The 18,138-nt window shown below is 73.1% G+C and carries 12 protein-coding genes; 10 read left to right on the top strand and 2 right to left on the bottom strand.

The genetic code is table 11. The features are described from left to right. The first annotated feature begins 133 nt into the window (after positions 1-133). From SM452_RS24710 to SM452_RS24675, 8 genes are all read left to right on the top strand, one after another. A complete protein-coding gene (locus tag SM452_RS24710) occupies positions 134-1,927 on the top strand; it encodes an HSP90 family protein (protein ID WP_463840799.1) in 1,794 nt (597 codons plus the stop codon). Then, complete coding sequence (locus SM452_RS24705) at positions 1,920-4,763, top strand: hypothetical protein (RefSeq protein WP_463840798.1); 2,844 nt, start codon at positions 1,920-1,922, stop codon at positions 4,761-4,763. Before SM452_RS24710 ends, SM452_RS24705 begins: the two co-directional genes overlap by 8 nt. Positions 4,764-4,834: 71 nt before the next feature. After that, positions 4,835-5,449 carry a TetR/AcrR family transcriptional regulator gene (locus SM452_RS24700; protein ID WP_135242640.1) on the top strand — a complete coding sequence of 205 codons (615 nt, stop codon included), beginning with the start codon at positions 4,835-4,837 and terminating at the stop codon, positions 5,447-5,449. Between the two features lie 77 nt (positions 5,450-5,526). Beyond that, complete coding sequence (locus SM452_RS24695; RefSeq protein WP_262013021.1) at positions 5,527-6,864, top strand: acetyl-CoA carboxylase biotin carboxylase subunit; 1,338 nt, start codon at positions 5,527-5,529, stop codon at positions 6,862-6,864. A 25-nt stretch (positions 6,865-6,889) separates the two neighbouring features. Next, on the top strand, positions 6,890-7,810 hold the full coding sequence (locus SM452_RS24690) for a hydroxymethylglutaryl-CoA lyase (protein ID WP_262012865.1): 921 nt from the start codon (positions 6,890-6,892) through the stop codon (positions 7,808-7,810). A gap of 110 nt (positions 7,811-7,920) precedes the next feature. After that, entirely contained in the window at positions 7,921-9,453 is a 1,533-nt protein-coding gene (locus SM452_RS24685) for an acyl-CoA carboxylase subunit beta (RefSeq protein ID WP_463840797.1), read from the top strand. 117 nt (positions 9,454-9,570) lie between these two features. Continuing rightward, the gene (locus tag SM452_RS24680) at positions 9,571-10,719 is read left to right on the top strand and encodes an acyl-CoA dehydrogenase family protein (protein WP_013283288.1); all 1,149 of its coding nucleotides are present in this window, start codon (positions 9,571-9,573) and stop codon (positions 10,717-10,719) included. Positions 10,720-10,821: 102 nt separating this feature from the next. Next, on the top strand, positions 10,822-13,353 hold the full coding sequence (locus SM452_RS24675; RefSeq protein ID WP_463840796.1) for an ATP-binding protein: 2,532 nt from the start codon (positions 10,822-10,824) through the stop codon (positions 13,351-13,353). Between the two features lie 268 nt (positions 13,354-13,621). Here SM452_RS24675 and SM452_RS24670 read toward each other — a convergent pair whose 3' ends face one another. Beyond that, positions 13,622-14,113, bottom strand: a complete 492-nt coding sequence (locus SM452_RS24670) for a MarR family winged helix-turn-helix transcriptional regulator (protein ID WP_194800242.1) — start codon at positions 14,111-14,113, stop codon at positions 13,622-13,624. A 101-nt stretch (positions 14,114-14,214) separates the two neighbouring features. Here SM452_RS24670 and SM452_RS24665 point away from each other — a divergent pair, with 101 nt between their 5' ends. Continuing rightward, positions 14,215-14,796, top strand: a complete 582-nt coding sequence (locus SM452_RS24665) for a YceI family protein (RefSeq protein WP_262012862.1) — start codon at positions 14,215-14,217, stop codon at positions 14,794-14,796. A gap of 254 nt (positions 14,797-15,050) precedes the next feature. Next, positions 15,051-16,529, top strand: a complete 1,479-nt coding sequence (locus SM452_RS24660; RefSeq protein ID WP_194800240.1) for a glutamate--cysteine ligase — start codon at positions 15,051-15,053, stop codon at positions 16,527-16,529. A 96-nt stretch (positions 16,530-16,625) separates the two neighbouring features. On the opposite strand, the gene SM452_RS24655 is transcribed toward SM452_RS24660, so the two are convergent. After that, positions 16,626-18,131 (bottom strand): hypothetical protein, encoded by a 1,506-nt coding sequence (locus SM452_RS24655; protein WP_463840795.1) that lies wholly within the window; start codon positions 18,129-18,131, stop codon positions 16,626-16,628. Positions 18,132-18,138 lie beyond the last annotated feature (7 nt).

Below are 18,138 nucleotides of genomic sequence, written 5' to 3'. Positions count from 1 at the left end.
TTGTGCGCGTTCGCCCGGGCGGAAGGTGCAAGATCGGCGGGGAGGTGGGCGGAAGGGGGAGGGATGGAACGGGACGGACACTGTCGGCGCTGACCGGTACGGTGAGCGCCGAAAATCCGAACCGGGAGCGCGATTGGACCGCACCTTCCAGGTGGACCTCCGTGGCGTGGTCGACCTGCTCAGTCATCACCTCTACGGCAGCCCGCGGGTCTACGTGCGCGAGCTGCTCCAGAACGCCGTCGACGCGATCACCGCGCGGCGGTCCGCCGACCCGAAGGCCCCGGCGCGGGTCCGCATCGAACCGCCGGAGCTGACCGGCGACGGGACGCTCCGCGTACACGACACCGGCATCGGCCTGACCGAGGCGCAGGTGCACGAGCTGCTCGCCACCATCGGCCGCAGCTCCAAGCGCGACGAGCTGGGCTTCTCCCGGCACGAGTTCCTCGGCCAGTTCGGCATCGGCCTGCTCTCCTGCTTCCTGGTCGCGGACGAGATCCGGGTGGTCACCCGGCACGCCGACGAGCCCACAGTGCTCTGGACGGGCTGGTCCGACGGGCGGTACGCGGTGCGGCTCGCCGACCCGGAACAGACCCGCGACGAGCCCGGCACCACAGTCACGCTGGTGCCCCGGCGCGACGCCGACCAGTGGCTCGGCGTACCCACTGTCACCGAACTGGCCCGCCTGTACGGCAGCCTGCTGCCGGTCGACGTCCGGGTCGGTGACACGCCGACCACGTCTGGCCCGCCACCGTGGCCGACCACGCCCGGGGCGCCCGTCGACCGGGCCGCCCTCCAGCGGTACGCGCAGGAACTGCTCGGCTTCGCCCCGTTCGACGTGGTGCCGCTGTCGGTGCCCGAGGCCGGCCTGACCGGCGTGGCGTTCATCCTGCCCGCCGCGGTGAACCCGGCGGCTCGGGCCGGGCACCGGGTCTACCTCAAGCGGATGCTGCTCAGCGAGCACGCCGACGGGCTGCTACCCGAGTGGGCCTTCTTCGCCCACTGCGTGGTCGACGCCAGTGAGCTGCGCCCGACCGCCAGCCGCGAGGCGCTCTACGAGGACGCGCTTCTCACCTCCGTCCGGGACGCGCTCGGCGACCAGATCCGCGGCTGGCTTGTCCGGCTCGCCAAGCACGATCCGCGCCGGCTCGGCGAGTTCCTCCAGGTGCACCACCTCGGCGTCAAGGCGCTCGCGATGCACGACGACGAGATGCTGCGGCTGGTCGACCAGTGGTGGCCGATGGACACCAACGTCGGCACGATGACGCTCGCCGAGTTCCGGCAGCGGCACGGCGTGCTCCGGTACGCCGCCAGCCTGGACGAGTTCCGCCAGCTCGCCGCCGTGGCCGCCGCGCAGGAACTGGCAGTGGTGAACGGCGGCTACACGTACGACACCGAGCTGATCGAGCGGCTGCCCACAGTGGACCGTTCGGTGTTGATCGAGCGGCTGGAGCCGAGCGACCTGACCACCCGGTTCGAGATCCTCGACCCGGCGACCGAACTGGCCCTGCGGCCGTTCCTCACCGCCGCGCAGCGGGCCCTGGAACGGCTCGGCTGCGAGGTCGTGATCCGCGCGTACGACCCGGTTTCGCTGCCGGCGCTCTACCTGGTGTCCCGGTCGGCCGCGTTCCACGACCAGCTCGCCGCCAGCCGGGACAAGGCCGACGAGCTGTGGGGCGGCGTGCTCGACGCGCTCGCCGCCTCCGCCCCGCCGGACCGCCCGCAACTCGTGCTCAACCACCGCAACCCGCTGGTCCGCCGGGTCACCACGCTCGCCGACCCGGAGCTGGTCGGGCTGGCGGTCGAGGCGCTCTACGGGCAGGCCCTGCTGCTCGGGCACCACCCGATCCGGGCGGCCGACGCCGCACTGCTGAACAGTTCCTTCCTCGGCCTGCTCGGCCGGGCCGTACCGGGAGAGATCCGTGACTGACGACGACCTCTGGCGGATGCACCACGAGATCGAGTCCATGCCGTACGGCCCGGGGCAGATCGCCGCGCTGGAACAACTGCTGCGTCGCGCCGACGCGGGCGACGACAGGCACCTCGCCTTCGCCGCCCGGGTCACCGGCACCACCGCGTACGTCTACGGCGGCGAACCGGCGAAGTCCTTCGTCACGTTCTCCTGGTGCCTGGCCGAGTACGACAAGGACCCGCAGCCCTACCACCAGCGCTACACGCACCAGCTGCTCTGGTTCTTCAAGTACATGGTCAATGCGATGGTGAAGTTCCCGGAGCTGCCGCTGGACCGGACGTACGCGGTCCTCGACGACATGGAACGGCGCTACCGCGACTCCGGGCACTCGCTCCAGGCCGTCTACAAGCACCGCTACCTGGTGGCCGCGCACCTGGGCGACGAGGAGGCGGCGGAGCAGTGGTACCGCAAGTGGATGACCACCCCGCGCGACACGCTCTCCGACTGCGCCGGCTGCGACCCGACCACGCAGGTCGCGCACCTGGTGCGGCACGGCCGGCACGAGGAGGCGGTGGCACTCGCCGAGCCGGTGCTCGCCGGCCGGCTGACCTGTAGCGAGCAGCCGCAGGGGATCCTCACCGCGTTGCTCACGCCCTACCGCGAGACCGGCCGGACCGACGCGGCGCGGGACGCGCACCGGGAGGCGTACCGGCGGGTGCGCGGGCACCTCGCCGACCTGTGGGACATCGCCGACCACGTCGAGTTCTGCACCGTGACCGGCAACGAGGCGCGGGCGCTGGAACTGGTCGAGCGGCACCTGGACTGGCTGGACCGGGCACCCACCCCGGCAGCCGCGATGCACTTCGCGGCCGCCGCCTCGGCGGCGCTGCGCCAGGTGCCGACCGAGCTGACTGTGCACCGCCGCGCCTCCGGCGAGCGGCCGGCCGCCGACGTACCGGTGGGCGCGCTCGCCGACGAGCTGGCCGGTACGGCGACCGCGCTGGCCGAGCGCTTCGACGCGCGCAACGGCACCACGCACCAGTCCGGGTTGATCGCCCGCAAGCTGGCGGCCGGGCCGGTCGGTGAGCACCTGCCGCTGTCGGCGAGCCTGCGCCGCCCGGCGGTGCCCGCGCCGCGTACCGGCTCGGACGCGCCGGTGGCCTCTTCGCAGCCGGTGACGGTGCCCGCCGACGCCGGTGCCGACGAGTTGCTCGCGCTGGCCGAGGAGTGCTGGCGCACCAACCGCCGGGACGGCCTGGTCGCCGCGTTGCGCGCGTACGACGAGCGGTTCGGTGACGCCGACGTGCCCGCGACCACCCGGGCCTGGCGGCTGGAGCTGCGGGCCGGTGAGCTGTCCCAGGACGACGACGGCGTACCGGCGGCGATCGCTGTCAACCGGGAGGCGCTGGCCGCCTGGCGGGAGGTGCCGGATCCGCTGCGCGCCCAGGTGGTGGCCGGGCGGCTCGGTGTGCTGCTCAGCATGGTCGAGGAGAGCGCGGACGAGGGGATGACCCTGGCCCGCGAGTCGGCCGGGTACCTGACCGAGCACGGTGAGCCGCGTGACCGGGCCGCCGGCTGGGACCGGCTCGCCCTGGCCCACGTGCACCGCGAGGAGTGGGCGGAGGCGCTCGACGCGCTCGACCGGGCCGAGGCGGAGGCGGACGCCGATCCGTGGCTGGCCGGACGGGTCGCGCTGCACCGCACGCACGTGCTGGAGCAGTTGGAGCGGGCCGAGGAGTTCCGGGACGCGGCGGTGCGGTCCCGCCGGCTGGCGAGCGAGCTGGGTGACGCCGAGATGCTCACCGGCGCCTGCCTGGCGTACGCCCGCTCCACCGACGACCCGGCCGAGGCGGTGGCCGCCTGCGACGAGGCGCTGTCTGTCGCACCGGCCGGCGCGTACCTGCCGCTGCGGGTGACCCGGGGCCGGGCGCTGATGGCCGCCGACCGGGCCGGCGAGGCGGTGGAGGATCTGGCCGAGGCGGTCACCCTCTGCGTCGAACAGGGGCTGGACGGCGACGCGCTGCTGCGCTGGGAGCTGGCCGAGGCGTACCGGGTGGCCGGGCGGCTGGCCGAGGCCGCCGAGGTGGCCGAGGAGGCGGTGCTCGGGCTCGACCGGGCGGGCGCGCAGGCCGAGGCGGACCGCTGCCGGCACATGCTGGCGGGCATCTACGCCGGTCTCGGCGAGACGGATCTGGCGCTCACGGTGCTCGACACGCTGGCCGAGAACCTGGACGGGCCGGACAATCTCCCGCACCGGGCGCAGGTGCTGGAGGAGTCCGGTGGCCTGCTCTACGACGCTGACCGGGACGCCCTGGCCGCGCAGCGGTTCGCGGCGGCGGCGACCGCTTGGCGGCTGGCCGGTTTCCAGGTGGACGAGCTGCGGGCCCGGCGGCGGGAACTGCTCGCCCTGCACTGGTCCGGCGACCTGCCGGCCGCGGTCGCGGCGATCGAGCGGGTGGACGAGGCGGCGGCCGTGCTCCCGGCCGAGGCAGACGAGGCGCCGGTGGTGACGTACGAGCGGGCGATGGCCGCCGACGCGGTGGCCCGGGTGCTGATCGGCGAGGACCGGCTGACCGCCGCGCTGGACCGGGTCGACGGCGTCCCGGAGCGCCTGCGGTCGATCGAGGCGTTCGGCGAGGCGGCGCAGGTCGAGGTGCTGACCGGCGAGCTGCTGCTGCGCGACGGGCGGCCGGAGCAGGCCGAAGGGCTGCTGCGCCCGGTTCTCGCCGGGCTGCCCACCGGTTCCCGCCCGGCCACGCAGGCCGCCTGGCTGCTGGCCCGCGCGCTCGACGAGCAGGGCCGGGAGGCCGAGGCGGCGAAGGTACGCGCCGACCACGGCATCGAGGAGGACTGACACGACGGGCTGGGGCAACCGTTGGGTAACCGCGGCTGCCCCAGCTCGAACGCGAGGTCTAGGCTGGTCCGGTGGCGGTGGAACAGCAGGCACGGGGTGCGGCGGGTGCGGCCAGGCGCCGGTCCCGGCGGGACGAGATCCTGGAGATCGCGGTCGGCCTCTTCGCGGCGCGCGGCTACCACGGTGTGTCGATGGACGACATCGGCGCGGCGGCCGGTGTCACCGGTCCGGCGCTCTACCACCACTTCGCCGGCAAGGAGGCGATGCTCGCCGCCGCATTGATCCCGGTGAGCGAGGGTTTGCTCGCGGGCGGGCGGGACCGCGCCGCCGGCCATCCGGGTGACCCGCGTGCGGCGCTGGAGTCGCTGATCGACTTCCACGTCGACTTCGCGCTCGCCAATCCGGCGGTGATCGCGTTGCACCTGCACGAGCTGGACCGCCTTCCGGATGAGCCGCGCCGCCGGATCCGCCGGCTCCAGCGGATGTACGTCGAGGAATGGGTCACCGTGCTGACCGCGCTGCACCCCGGCCTGCCCGACGGCGCGGCCCGGGTGCTCGCCCACGCGGCGTTCGGCCTGATGAACTCGACGCCGTTCCTCGGCGGCGAGGTGGACCGCCGGCGCCGGGCCGAACTGCTGCGCGGCGCGACCCTCGCGGCCCTGCTCGCGCCCACCGACCCGACCTGACACGCCGCGCGCACCTTAACGCGTGTTAAGAAGAGACCCCGGCTTTGCGTCGAGAAGGGGTCACGTCCGTGCAGAAGATGATCGAATCGTTGTTGGTCGCGAATCGGGGGGAGATCGCGCGGCGGATCATCCGCACCGGTAGGCGGCTCGGGATCCGGACGATCGCGGTGCACTCGGAGGCCGACGCCGCGCTGCCGTTCGTGACCGAGGCCGACGAGGCGGTCTGCGTCGGCCCGGCGAACCCGGCCCAGAGCTACCGGAACGTCGAGGCGATCCTCGACGCCGCCCGCAGCACCGGCGCGCAGGCGATCCACCCCGGCTACGGCTTCCTGTCCGAGAACGCGGACTTCGCCCGTACCGTCGAAGGGGCCGGCCTGATCTGGGTCGGGCCCGGCGCCGACGCGATCAGCGCGATGGGCGACAAGATCAACGCCCGGAACCTGATGGCGGCCGCAGGGGTGCCTGTCGCGCCCGGCACCACCGAACCGGCGAGCGACCTGGACGCTGCGGTCGCCGCCGCCGCGGAGATCGGCTACCCGGTGATGGTCAAGGCCGCCGCCGGTGGCGGCGGCATGGGCATGGGCGTCGCCGCCGACGAGGCGGCGCTGCGCACCGAGTACGACAAGGTCCGCGCGTTCGCCGAGCGGATGTTCGGCGACGGGTCGGTGCTGATCGAGCGGTACTTCCCCCGGGTGCGCCACGTCGAGGTGCAGATCCTCGGCCTGGCCGACGGCCGGGTGGTGGCGCTCGGCGAGCGGGAGTGCTCGGTGCAGCGGCGCAACCAGAAGCTGGTCGAGGAGTCGCCGTCCCCGGCGGTGTCGCCCGAGCTGCGCGAGCGGTTCCTGGCCGCGGCGGTACGGGCCGGCGAGGCGGTGAACTACCGCAACGCGGGCACCGTCGAGTGCCTGCTCGATCCTTCGACGCAGGAGTTCTTCTTCCTGGAGATGAACACGCGGCTGCAGGTCGAGCACCCGGTCACCGAGTACGTCTACGGCGTCGACCTGGTCGAGGAGCAGTTGCGGGTGGCGTCCGGCCTGGCGCCTACGTTCGACCCGGACGCGCTCACCCCGCGCGGTCACGCCATCGAGCTGCGGATCAACGCCGAGGACCCGAAGCGCTTCATGCCCGGCCCGGGCGCGATCACCACCTGGAACGAGCCGTCCGGCACCGGCGTCCGGGTCGACTCCGGCTACGTCGCCGGCAACACCGTCACGCCGTTCTACGACAGCCTGATGGCCAAGCTGATCCTCACCGGGGCGACCCGCGAGGAGGCGGTCGAGCGGGCGCGGGCGGCGGTCGCCCAGTTCGAGATCGTCGGCCCGAAGTGCAACCTGCCGTTCTTCGCCGAGCTGCTGGAGAACCCGGAGTTCCTCTCCGGCGACTACGACACCGGCATCGTCTCCCGGATGCGCTGACCTTCGACCCAGTGAGGTGAATCTGATGGCAGAACTTCCAGGCTCCGTGAGCATCCGTGAGGTCGGTCCCCGCGACGGCCTCCAGAACGAGGAGCCCATCCCCACCGACGCCAAGGTGCGGCTGCTCGACGCGTTGTCCCGCACCGGGGTACGGCGCATCGAGGCCGTCTCCTTCGTCCACCCGAAGGCGATCCCGCAGATGGCCGACGCCGACGAGGTGTGGCAGCGGGCGGAGAAGGTCGACGGCGTGCGCTACTCCGCCCTGGTGCCGAACACCCGTGGCGCGCAGCGGGCGCTGGCTGCGGGCTTCACCGAGATCGAGGTGGTGGTCTCGGCCAGCGACACGCACAACCGCCGCAACGTCAACCGCTCCACCGACGAGTCGCTGGACGACATCGCCGAGCTGATCGACCTGCTGCACGGCGCGGGCGCGACCGCCGAGGTGATCGTGGCGACCAGCTTCGGCTGCCCCTACGAGGGCGACGTGGACCCCCGCCGGGTCGCCGCGATCGTCGACCGCGTCGCCCGTGACGGCGCGGACCGCGTCGCCTTCGGCGACACCACAGGCATGGGTACGCCCCGGCGCGTCCGCGAACTGGTCACGGCGGTCCGGGACCGTAACGCCCAGCTGCCGGTGCTGCTGCACTTCCACAACACCCGGGGTACCGCGCTGGCGAACATGCTCACCGCGATGGAACTGGGCATCACCGAGTTCGACGCGAGCGTCGGCGGCCTCGGTGGCTGCCCGTACGCGCCGGGTGCCAGCGGCAACCTGGCCACCGAGGAGGCGGTGCACATGTTGCACGACATGGGCATCGACACCGGCATCGACCTGGACGCCCTGATCGCTGCCGCCGAACTGGCCGAATCCCTGGTGGGCAAGAAGCTCCCGTCCGGAGTCCTCCGGGCCGGCCCTCGAACCCGCCTGACCCCCCGCCCCGCCTGACCGGCGGGAGTGGGCGTGGTGGGGTGCCGGGGACGGTGCGGGTGGGGTAGCCTAACGATCGTTCAGGTCGGTGGGCGCCCTGTGCGGGGGCCGTGGCAACGGGAGTCGGCGTGACGCTCGACGGTGAGGCTCTGGAGCAGCTACGCAAGCGCGCCCGCGCCGGCGGTGCGGACAAGTACCACGCGGCGAACGCCGCGAAGGGGAAGCTGTTCGCCCGCGAGCGCGTGGCCTACCTGGTCGACGAGGGCTCCTTCGTCGAGGACGGGCTCTACGCCAACGCCATGGCCGACGGGCTGCCCGCCGACGGCGTGGTCACCGGCACCGCCACCATCGACGGCCGCCAGGTCTGCCTGATGGCGAACGACTCCACGGTCAAGGCCGGCAGCTGGGGTGCGCGTACCGTCGAGAAGATCATCCGGATCATCGAGCGGGCGTACGCCACCGGCGTCCCGATGGTCTATTTGGTCGACTCGGCCGGCGCCCGGATCACCGACCAGGTCGACCTGTTCCCGGGCCGGCGCGGCGCCGGCAAGATCTTCTGGAACCAGGTCCGCGCCTCCGGCTCGATCCCGCAGGTCTGCGCGCTGTTCGGGCCGAGCGCGGCGGGCGGGGCGTACATCCCGGCGTTCTGCGACGTGGTCGCCATGGTGGACGGCAACGCCAGCATGTACCTCGGCTCCGACCGCATGGTCGAGATGGTCACCGGCGAGAAGACCACGCTGGAGGCGATGGGCGGCGCCAAGGTGCACTGCGCCGAGTCCGGCGTGGGGCACTTCCTCTGCAAGACCGAGAGCGACGCGCTCGACGTGGTGCGGACGTACCTGTCGTACCTGCCGTCGAACTGGAAGCAGGACCCGCCCGTTGCCGAGGCGGTGGCCGCGCCGGAGAAGGCCGACCTGGCCGCGCTGGTCCCGGCCAGTGAGCGGCAGGCGTTCGACATGCGCCGGTACGTCAAGGGCCTGCTCGACTCCGGCAGCTTCTTCGAGATCCAGGCGCTGTGGGCCAAGGAGTTGACCATCGGGTTCGGCCGGCTCAACGGCGAGGTCGTCGGCGTGGTCGGCAACAACTCGATGTTCAAGGGCGGCGTGCTCTTCGTCGACTCGGCCGACAAGGCGACCCGGTTCGTGCAGCTCTGCGACGCGTTCAACGTGCCGCTGCTGTTCCTCAGTGACGTGCCCGGGTTCATGGTCGGCAGCGTGGTGGAAAGGCAGGGGATCATTAGGCACGGCGCCAAGATGATCACGGCGATCTCCGAGGCGACCGTACCCAAGATCTGTGTGGTGGTCCGCAAGGCGTACGGCGCGGGTCTCTACGCGATGGCCGGTCCCGGCTTCGAGCCGGACGCCACGATCGCGCTGCCCACCGCGAAGATCGCGGTGATGGGCGCGGAGGCCGCCGTCAACGCGGTCTACGCGAACAAGATCGCCGCCATCTCCGACGAGGCCGAGCGGGCCGCGTTCGTGGCCGCGAAGCGCGAGGAGTACGAGCGCGACATCGACGTCGTCCGGCTCGCCAGCGAGCTGGTGGTGGACGCGATCGTCGAGCCGCACGAGCTGCGTGCCGAGCTGGTCCGCCGGTTCGCCGCCGCGCGCGGCAAGGAGCGGCACTTCTCCCGGCGCCGGCACGGCGTCACCCCGGTCTGACCGGTAAGGAAGGGCCCCCTCTTAACGCCTGGTGCATGTAAAGGGGCCCCTCCTAACGCTTCAGCCGCTCTCGGCGTCACGAGCGCCCGGCGGCCCGCCCTTTCCAGGAGGATCGACATGGACTTCCGGCTCGACGAGGAACAGCAGGCGCTGCGGGAGAGCGTCCGGGAATTCGCCCGCGAGGTGGTGGCGCCCACCATCGCCGAGCACTACGAGCAGCACACCTTCCCGTACGAGATCGTCCGTCAGATGGGCAAGATGGGCCTGTTCGGGCTGCCGTTCGCGGAGGAGCACGGCGGAATGGGCGGCGACTACTTCGCGCTCTGCCTCGCGTTGGAGGAACTGGCCCGGGTGGACTCCAGCGTGGCCATCACGCTGGAGGCGGCGGTGTCGCTCGGCGCGATGCCGATCTACCGGTTCGGCACCGAGGAGCAGAAGGCGCAGTGGCTGCCGAAGCTGCTCAGCGGTGAGGCTCTGGCCGGGTTCGGGCTCACCGAGCCGGGCACCGGCTCGGACGCGGGCGGCACCCGGACGCGCGCGGTCCTGGACGGCGACGAGTGGGTCATAAACGGCTCGAAGGCGTTCATCACCAACTCCGGCACCGACATCACCGCGCTGGTCACCGTCACCGCCGTCACCGGTACGCGGCCGGACGGCGGCAAGGAGCTGTCCACGATCATCGTGCCGTCGGGTACGCCCGGCTTCACCGTGGCGCCCGGCTACTCGAAGGTGGGCTGGAACGCCTCGGACACCCACGAGCTGACGTTCGACGACTGCCGGGTGCCGGCGGCCAACCTGCTCGGCGAGCGCGGCCGGGGCTTCGCCCAGTTCCTGCGCATCCTGGACGAGGGCCGGATCGCCATCGCGGCGCTCGCCGTCGGCCTGGCCCAGGGCTGCGTGGACGAGTCGATCAAGTACGCCAAGGAGCGCCAGGCGTTCGGTCAGCCGATCGGCAACTACCAGGCCATCCAGTTCAAGATCGCGGATATGGAGATGAAGGCGCACACGGCCCGCCTGGCCTACTACGACGCGGCCGCCCGGATGCTCGCCGGTGAGCCGTTCAAGCGTCAGGCGGCGATCGCCAAGCTGCACGCCTCCACCGTCGCCGTGGACAACGCCCGCGAGGCGACGCAGATCCACGGCGGGTACGGCTTCATGAACGAGTACCCGGTGGCCCGCTTCTGGCGGGACTCCAAGATCCTGGAGATCGGCGAGGGCACCAGCGAGGTGCAGCGCATGATCATCGCGCGCGACCTCGGCATGTGAGGACGGCACCCACACCGTGCCCTGTCGGATATCGGCAGTGGACGGTCGGGTGGTTGACGATGGGCTGTGGAGCGTCGGAGTCCATCCGTAATCTTCGTGCCCATGACTCCGGATCATGACCGTGCGCGGGGCACAGACGGTCGTACCGGTCTGTCCGATCTGCTGCGCGGGCACCGGCTCGCCGTCGGCCTGACCCAGGCCGAGCTGGCGGGCCGGGCCGGCGTTGGCGTACGGACGGTCCGCGATCTGGAACGAGGACGGGCCGTACGGCCCCAGCGCACCACTGTCGACCTGCTGGCCGACGCGCTCGGCCTGAGCGGGGACGAGCGGCGGGAGTTCGTCGACACCGCCCGGCCGGCGGCGTCCCGCCCTTCCGGCCCCGGCACCGACGATCCGCCGGTGGTGCTGCCGCAGCCCGTACCGCTGCTCGGCCGCGAGCGGGACGTGGCGGAGGTGTCCGGCCTGCTCGACGCGTACCCGGTGGTCAGCCTGGTGGGACTCGCGGGCGTGGGGAAGACCGCGCTCGCCGTCACCGTCGCGCACGCGGTGGCGGCCCGGCACCCGGCGGGCGTGGCCGGGGTGCTCGTGGGCGAGGGCTCGGACACCCCGGACGTGCTCGCCGCGTCGGCTTCGATGTTCGGCGTGAACCGGCTGGCCGACCTGTCCTGCCGGATCGGCGACCGGCGGGCGCTGCTGCTCGTCGACGCCGTCGACCGGGCGCCGGAGGCGGTGGCCGAGGCGCTGCGCGTCCTGACCGCCGCCGTGCCGACGCTGCGGGTGCTTGTCACCGGCCGCCGGCCGGTCGGCCTGCCCGGCGAACTGGTCCGGCCGGTCGCGCCGCTCGACGTACCGCCCGCCGGCGTCGTACCCGCCGACCGGGCCGACCTGGACCGCTGGCCGGCGGCGGCGCTGTTCGCCGCGCGGCTCGCCCAGGTCCGCCCGGAACCGCCGACGCCGGTCGAGTTGCCGGCGCTCGCCGCGCTCGTGCGCCGGCTCGGCGGACTGCCGCTCGCCATCGAGCTGATGGCGGCACGGGGACGCATCCTCGACGTCACCGAACTGCTCGACCGCTACGGCGACCGTGTCCTGGACCTGACCGGCGGACGCCCCGGCTGGGAACCCGCCGGCCCGTCCGCCGGTACGGTGACGCTGCGCGACGCGGTGGCGACCAGCTATCGCCTGCTCGCGCCCGCCGACCGGGCGGCGCTGCGGCGGCTGTCAGCGTTCCGTAACCGCTGGTCGGTCGAGCTGGCCGAGGATCTGCTCGCCGACGGCGGCCGGCGGTGGGACGCCGCGCCGATGCTGGACCGGCTGCGCGAACTGGGCCTGCTGAGTGTCCGGGGCACCGGCCCGTTCCGGTTCCGCCTGCTCGACGCGGTCCGTGACTTCGCCGCGGAGCAGGCCGACGCCGACGGCGAGGCCGCCCGTATCCGGATGCGGCACGCCGCGGTGGTCGCCGGGCTGGTCCACCGCACCGCGCCAGGGCTGGTGGGTCCGCGGATGTCCGGCGCGGTGCGCGTGCTCGACGAGGCGACGAGCGACATCACCGCCGCGCTGGCGTACGCCGCCGAGCACGCGCCCGAGACGGCGCTCCTGCTCGCCGCCTCCCTGCCCCGCTGGTGGCGGCTGCGCGGGCGGGACGTCTCCGGCCGGCGCCGGCTGCGGGAACTGCTGGCCGATCCGCGTACCGCCGGTGCCCGGCCCACGCTGCGCGCCTGGGCCATGCTCGGCGCGGCCCGGCTCGCCGCCGAGCACGGCGCGGGCGCGGAGGAACTTCCGGGCGTGCGGGCCGCCCTGGTCGTCTTCACCGAGGCGGGCGACGTGACGGGCGAACTGTCCGCCCGGTCCGTGCTCTGCGCGCTCCTGCCCGGGCTCGGTGCGCACGACGAGGCCCGCGAGCAGGCCGAGGCCGCGCTCGCGGCGGCCACCCGGCACCACCGGGTACGTGAGATGGCCGTCGCCCAGGCGCACCTGACCTGGCACGACGTACGCGAAGCTCGGCTGGCCGGCGCCCGGCGGCGGCTGGCCACCGTCGACCGCCTGGCGGCGCAGTGCGGTGACCAGCGTCTGCGTGTGCTGGCGCGGGCCGATCAGGCCGAGCTGACCCGCCTTGAGGGCCGGTACGCCGAGGCGGCCGAGCAGGGGCGCCGGGTGGCGGCCGCGCTCGCGGAGCTGGGCGATCCGGGGCGGCGGCGCCGGACGATCGGCGCGGTCGGGCTGGCGCTCGCCCACGCCGGGCGCACGGACGAGGCGCTGGCCACAGTGGCCGAGCTGTGGCCGTCCGGTGCGGTGCCGGGCCGGCGCCGGCCACCGGCTGTGCAGATGCTCGACCTGCCCGGCTCGGGTGGGGACGTGCGCACCGAGGACGCGTTGCGCGGGTTGATCGAGGGGCACGTGGCGCTGCACCGGGGAGACCGGGAGGTGGCGGCGGAGTGGTTCGCCGCGGCCGCCGACGCGGCGGAGGGTGTCGCCGACCGGCGGGATCTGGTGGAGGCGCTGGTGGGGCTGGCGGTCAGCACCGCCGACCCGGCCGTGCTGGGCCGGCTGGACGCGGCGCGGCGGGTGACAGGCGTCAGCCTGCTGCCGCAGGAGGAGGAGTTGCTGTTCTCCCTTTCGGCCCGACGGCGGCGATGAACGTCGTCGACGCCGCGGCGGTCGCAGGCCGGTCGGCCGGGCACAGGGAGGCGGAGGGCGCGGGGGTGGCGCGAGCGAAGTAGCCCCCTGGTGCTGCCCCTCGCTCCACGCTCGCGCCAGCACCCCCCGGTGCCCCCCGCTGCCGGAAGACTACCGAGGTCGGACGACCGATTCATGAATATGTGGACCGCTTTGTCCGGCCGTTGGGGCGGTTCTGCCGGTCATTCTGCCGGTGACCGGTGGGTAGCCGACGGCAGAGCGTGGCCGGTCAGGCGGCGTCCTCGGCCGGCTCGGTGCTGCCGGCGGTGGCACCCGGATGAACCGCGTCGCGTACCCGGCGCAGCCCGTCCAGCAGCCCGTCGAGCTGTGCCGGGTCGAGCTGGCTGGTGAACCACTGCTCGATGATCTTCAGGTGACCGGGCAGGACGTCGTCCAGGCGGCCGAGCCCGGCAGTGGTGACCACCGCGAAGGAGCTGCGCCGGTCGGACGGGCAGGCGCGCCGGCAGATCAGCCCGTCCCGTTCCATCCGGTCCACCACGCGGGTCACGCCGCTGGTGGAGAGCGAGGTCTGCGCGGCCAGGTCGGTCATCCGCAGCTGGTTGTTGGGTGAGCGGGCGAGTCGGGTCAGCACCTCGAACTCGACCGGGGAGAGGCCGTGCTCCTCGAACTGGGCGGCGAACCGGGCGGCGAGCCCGGCGTGCGCCTCGACGAGCAGGCCGACGGCAGTGATCCGGGGGTCGTCGAACACGTTCTGGTCCACGCCACCATCCTAGCAACACTTGACACGGGGAATATTGCTGTGACTATAGTTGCTCAGTCAGTCGTTGGGCTCCTAAACATTCTTCTCCGGAGGAGAGCATCATGACCAGCAGCACCGAGCCGACTACCCGCGACTGGGAGGGTCTCACCATCCCCGCTCCCGGCACCTACGTGCTGGACGCCGCGCACAAGCGTGTCGGCTTCGTCGCGCGGCACATGATGGTCAGCAAGGTACGCGGTGAGTTCGCCGACGCCACCGCCACCATCACCGTCGCCGACGACCCGATGCAGTCCACGGTCACCGCCAGCATCCAGGCGGCCAGCATCAACACCGCCCAGGCGGACCGCGACGCGCACCTGCGCAGCCCCGAGTTCCTCGACGCGGAGCAGTTCCCGACGCTGGAGTTCCGCAGCACCGAGGTGAAGTCCCGCGACGGCAACGAGTTCGTGCTCGTCGGCGAGCTGACCATCAAGGGCGTGACCCGTCAGGTCGAGCTCGAGGTGGAGTTCGAGGGCGTCGGCCGCAGCCCGTTCGGCCAGGACATCTTCGGCTTCTCCGCCTCCACCGAGATCGACCGGGAGGACTTCGGTCTGACCTGGAACGTGGCGCTGGAGACCGGCGGCGTCCTGGTCGGCCGCAAGGTCAAGATCGAGATCGAGGGCGAGGCCATCCGCCAGGGCTGAGCCCGGCACCGGCCCGCAGGGCCCGCACCGTCCGCCGACGGTGCGGGCCCTTCTCGCGTACGCCCCGGCGGTGCGAATCGTCACGCGAAGTTCTCCGCACCGACGCGCTGGTGACGGCCGCGACGGGGTACAGGTGCAGACCTGTCGCCCGTCCAGCCGGGCGGCGGGGCGGGCGCACTTACGCCCACCACGCGAATGGTTCACAATGCGTTGCGGAACGGTACGGTTCCGTCGCACCAGCGCCGGGAGGACACATGGGCACAGACGTCGAGCAGGGCGCCTTCTCCCGCGAGGACCGGGTCCGCTACCGGCAGAAGGTCCGACGGTGCCTGGACGTGTTCGCGCTGATGCTCGACGACTTCGGCTTCGACGCCGACCGCCCGATGACCGGGCTGGAGATCGAGCTGAACCTGATCGACGCCGCCGCCGAACCGGCCATGCGCAACGACCAGATCCTCGCCGACATCGCCGACCCGCTGTTCCAGACCGAGCTGGGGCAGTTCAACCTCGAACTGAACGCCTCGCCCCGGCTCATCGAGGGCAGCGGCTTCGCCGACTACGAGCAGGACCTGCGCAGCAGCCTCAGCCGCGCCGACGAGCGGGCCGCCAAGTCCGACGCGACGATCATGATGGTCGGCATCCTGCCCACGCTCACCGAACGCCACCTGGTCGCCGACAACCTCTCCACCAACGAGCGGTACCGCGTCCTCAACGACCAGATCGTCGGCGCCCGCGGCGAGGACATCGAGCTGGACATCAACGGCGTCGAGCGGCTGCGTACGCACACCGACTCGATCGCGCCGGAGGCCGCCTGCACCAGCCTCCAGTTCCACCTCCAGGTCGCGCCGGACAGCTTCGCCGACTACTGGAACGCCTCCCAGGCCATCGCCGGCGTGCAGGTCGCCGTCGGCGCCAACTCGCCGTTCCTCTACGGCCGGCAGCTCTGGGCGGAGACCCGGATCGCGTTGTTCCAGCAGGCCACCGACACCCGCCCGGACGAGCTGAAGGCCCAGGGCGTACGCCCCCGCGTGTGGTTCGGCGAGCGCTGGATCACCTCGATCTTCGACCTGTTCGAGGAGAACGTCCGCTACTTCCCCCCGCTGCTGCCCATCTGCGAGGAGGAGGACCCGGTCGAGGTGCTGCACGCCGGTGGTGTGCCCAAACTCGGTGAGCTGCGGCTGCACAACGGCACCGTCTACCGCTGGAACCGGCCGGTCTACGACATCATGAACGACCGCCCGCACCTGCGGGTGGAGAACCGCGTGCTGCCCGCCGGCCCGACGGTGGTGGACATGCTCGCAAACGCGGCGTTCTACTTCGGGCTGGCCCGCGGCCTCGCCGAGTCGGACCGTCCGATCTGGAGCCAGCTGACGTTCAGCTCGGCGGAGGAGAACTTCCACGCCGCCGCCCGGCGCGGCATCGAGGCGGTCCTGCACTGGCCCCGGCTCGGCGACGTGCCGGTGACCACGCTCGTGCTCGACACGCTGCTGCCGGTGGCCGCGCAGGGGCTGGACCGGTTCGGCGTCGCCCCGGCCGAACGGGACCGCCTGCTCGGCGTGATCGAGGGCCGCTGCCGTACCGGCCGCAACGGCGCGGTCTGGCAGACCGAGACGGTGTGGACGGCCGAGCGGAACCGAGGGCTGGACCGGGAGGCCGCGCTGCACCACATGGTCCAGCGGTACGCCGAACTCCAGCGCGGCAACGAGCCCGTCCACACTTGGCCGGTCGACTAGCCCCCCTGCCGCCCTCGCCCCTGCGATCCGCGCCTCGATGCGGGTGTGCGGGTGGCTCAGCGGCCGAGGTGACGTGCGGGCCGGGCGGGTGGGGCCTCAGCGACCCCGTCGGCGGGTGGTCTCGGTGGGCGGCGGCGGGTCGGCCTGGTCCGTCGAACCGGTCTGGCCCGGCGAGGCGGTCGGGGACGAGGAGTCGTCCGTCGCGCTTCGCGGGTTCGGCTCGTCGGCGGGTGAACCCTTGTCGTGCGAGCCGGCCTGCGTGGGTGACTCGGGTTGCCGCTGCGGCGGCACGGCCCTACCCCGGCGGCCGGTGGTGGACCGGGTGGCACGTCCCCGATCCGTCTCCGTCCGGCCGGACGCCACGCCCGGCTCGTCGTCCACTGCCGCATCCCGGAGCGAACCGGCCGACACGTTCGGCTCCGCGTCCAGCCCGGTGGTCCGGCCGGCGAGATCCGACGCCGACCGATTCGCGGCCGACCGGCCCGACGCGGATCGACCCGACGCGGATCGACCCGACGCCGACGCGTCCGACAAGGCCGAGTCCGACACGCTCACCGTCGAGGTGCCCGCCCGCTTCGATGGCGCCGCGCCTGATCGGCCCGACGCCGAGCTGCCGGGCAAGGGCCCGTCCGGCCCGTCCGGCTCCGCGGTGGCGGGCGAGGCATCCCCGCTGATCTCGTCCGGCTCGCCGGTGCGCTGCCGGGGCAGTGTCACCCGCTCGGCGCTCCGGCGCTCGGCACGCTGGGCCAGCGCGGCCATCACCATCGAGCCGCCGACGCCGGCGATGACCGCGTACGGGGCGATCAGGTGGGCCGACAACTGCTCCGCGGCGATCCCGGCCAGGCGCGGCACGGCGAGCAGGTACGCCAGCGCGACGAGCAGCGGCCCGGCCGCCCCGGAGGCTGCCGCGCCGACCCGGATCTCCGGTGCGCGGGCGGCTCGACGGGCCGCCACCAGGCCGATCACCAGTGCGGAGAGCACCGACAGCAGCGCACCGGGCCAGTAGAAGTAGTCGCGGATCCAGAACGCGCCACGGTCCGCGCTGATCTGCCAGATGCCGAGCTGGGCGGTGGTCAGGCCACGGCCGGCGATCACCCCGTCGACCACCGACACCACGGCGAGCAGCCAGAGCCAGCCGGTGGTGGCGATCAGGTTGGTGGCGGCGGCACGGGTGTGCAGCGCCCAGACGGCGAGCAGTACGCCGAGCACCAGCCCCGCGCCCGCGTACGCGGCGGCGACGGCCTGCGGCGAGGAGACGTCCGGCACCCGGGCCGCCCGCGCGGGTACCGCCACCAGCAGGACGGTGACGATAGCGCCGACACCCGCGGCGAGCGCCAGGCCGAGCCGGGGCAGCGTGCCCGGCGACTCGTCGGCGCCACCACGCAGGCGCTGGGCGCAGACCGCACCGACGATGACCGATGTCGCCGCGATCCAGGTCGCCCAGGCGAGGCTCGCCACCCAGGCCGCCTCGGCCCGTACCGCGCCGTCCGGCACCCAGTTGATGATGCCCAGCCCGTACCCGAAACCGAGCTGCGCGGCGCCCGCACCGGCGGCGACGCCGAGCGCGGCGGCTGTCGATCCTCCCCAGCCCCGTCTGACCATGCCGGGG

This window comes from Micromonospora sp. SYSU B005 (genome assembly GCF_055362685.1).
This window is presented reverse-complemented; position numbering and strand designations above follow the sequence as displayed.

What these genes read in the sequence shown, in the direction of transcription:
- SM452_RS24675 (WP_463840796.1), top strand. Translation starts at nt 10,822, where the DNA reads ATGACTCCGGATCATGACCGTGCGCGGGGCACAGACGGTCGTACCGGT.
- SM452_RS24695 (WP_262013021.1), top strand. Translation starts at nt 5,527, where the DNA reads ATGATCGAATCGTTGTTGGTCGCGAATCGGGGGGAGATCGCGCGGCGG.
- SM452_RS24655 (WP_463840795.1), bottom strand. Translation starts at nt 18,131, where the DNA reads ATGGTCAGACGGGGCTGGGGAGGATCGACAGCCGCCGCGCTCGGCGTC.
- SM452_RS24660 (WP_194800240.1), top strand. Translation starts at nt 15,051, where the DNA reads ATGGGCACAGACGTCGAGCAGGGCGCCTTCTCCCGCGAGGACCGGGTC.
- SM452_RS24665 (WP_262012862.1), top strand. Translation starts at nt 14,215, where the DNA reads ATGACCAGCAGCACCGAGCCGACTACCCGCGACTGGGAGGGTCTCACC.
- SM452_RS24690 (WP_262012865.1), top strand. Translation starts at nt 6,890, where the DNA reads ATGGCAGAACTTCCAGGCTCCGTGAGCATCCGTGAGGTCGGTCCCCGC.
- SM452_RS24680 (WP_013283288.1), top strand. Translation starts at nt 9,571, where the DNA reads ATGGACTTCCGGCTCGACGAGGAACAGCAGGCGCTGCGGGAGAGCGTC.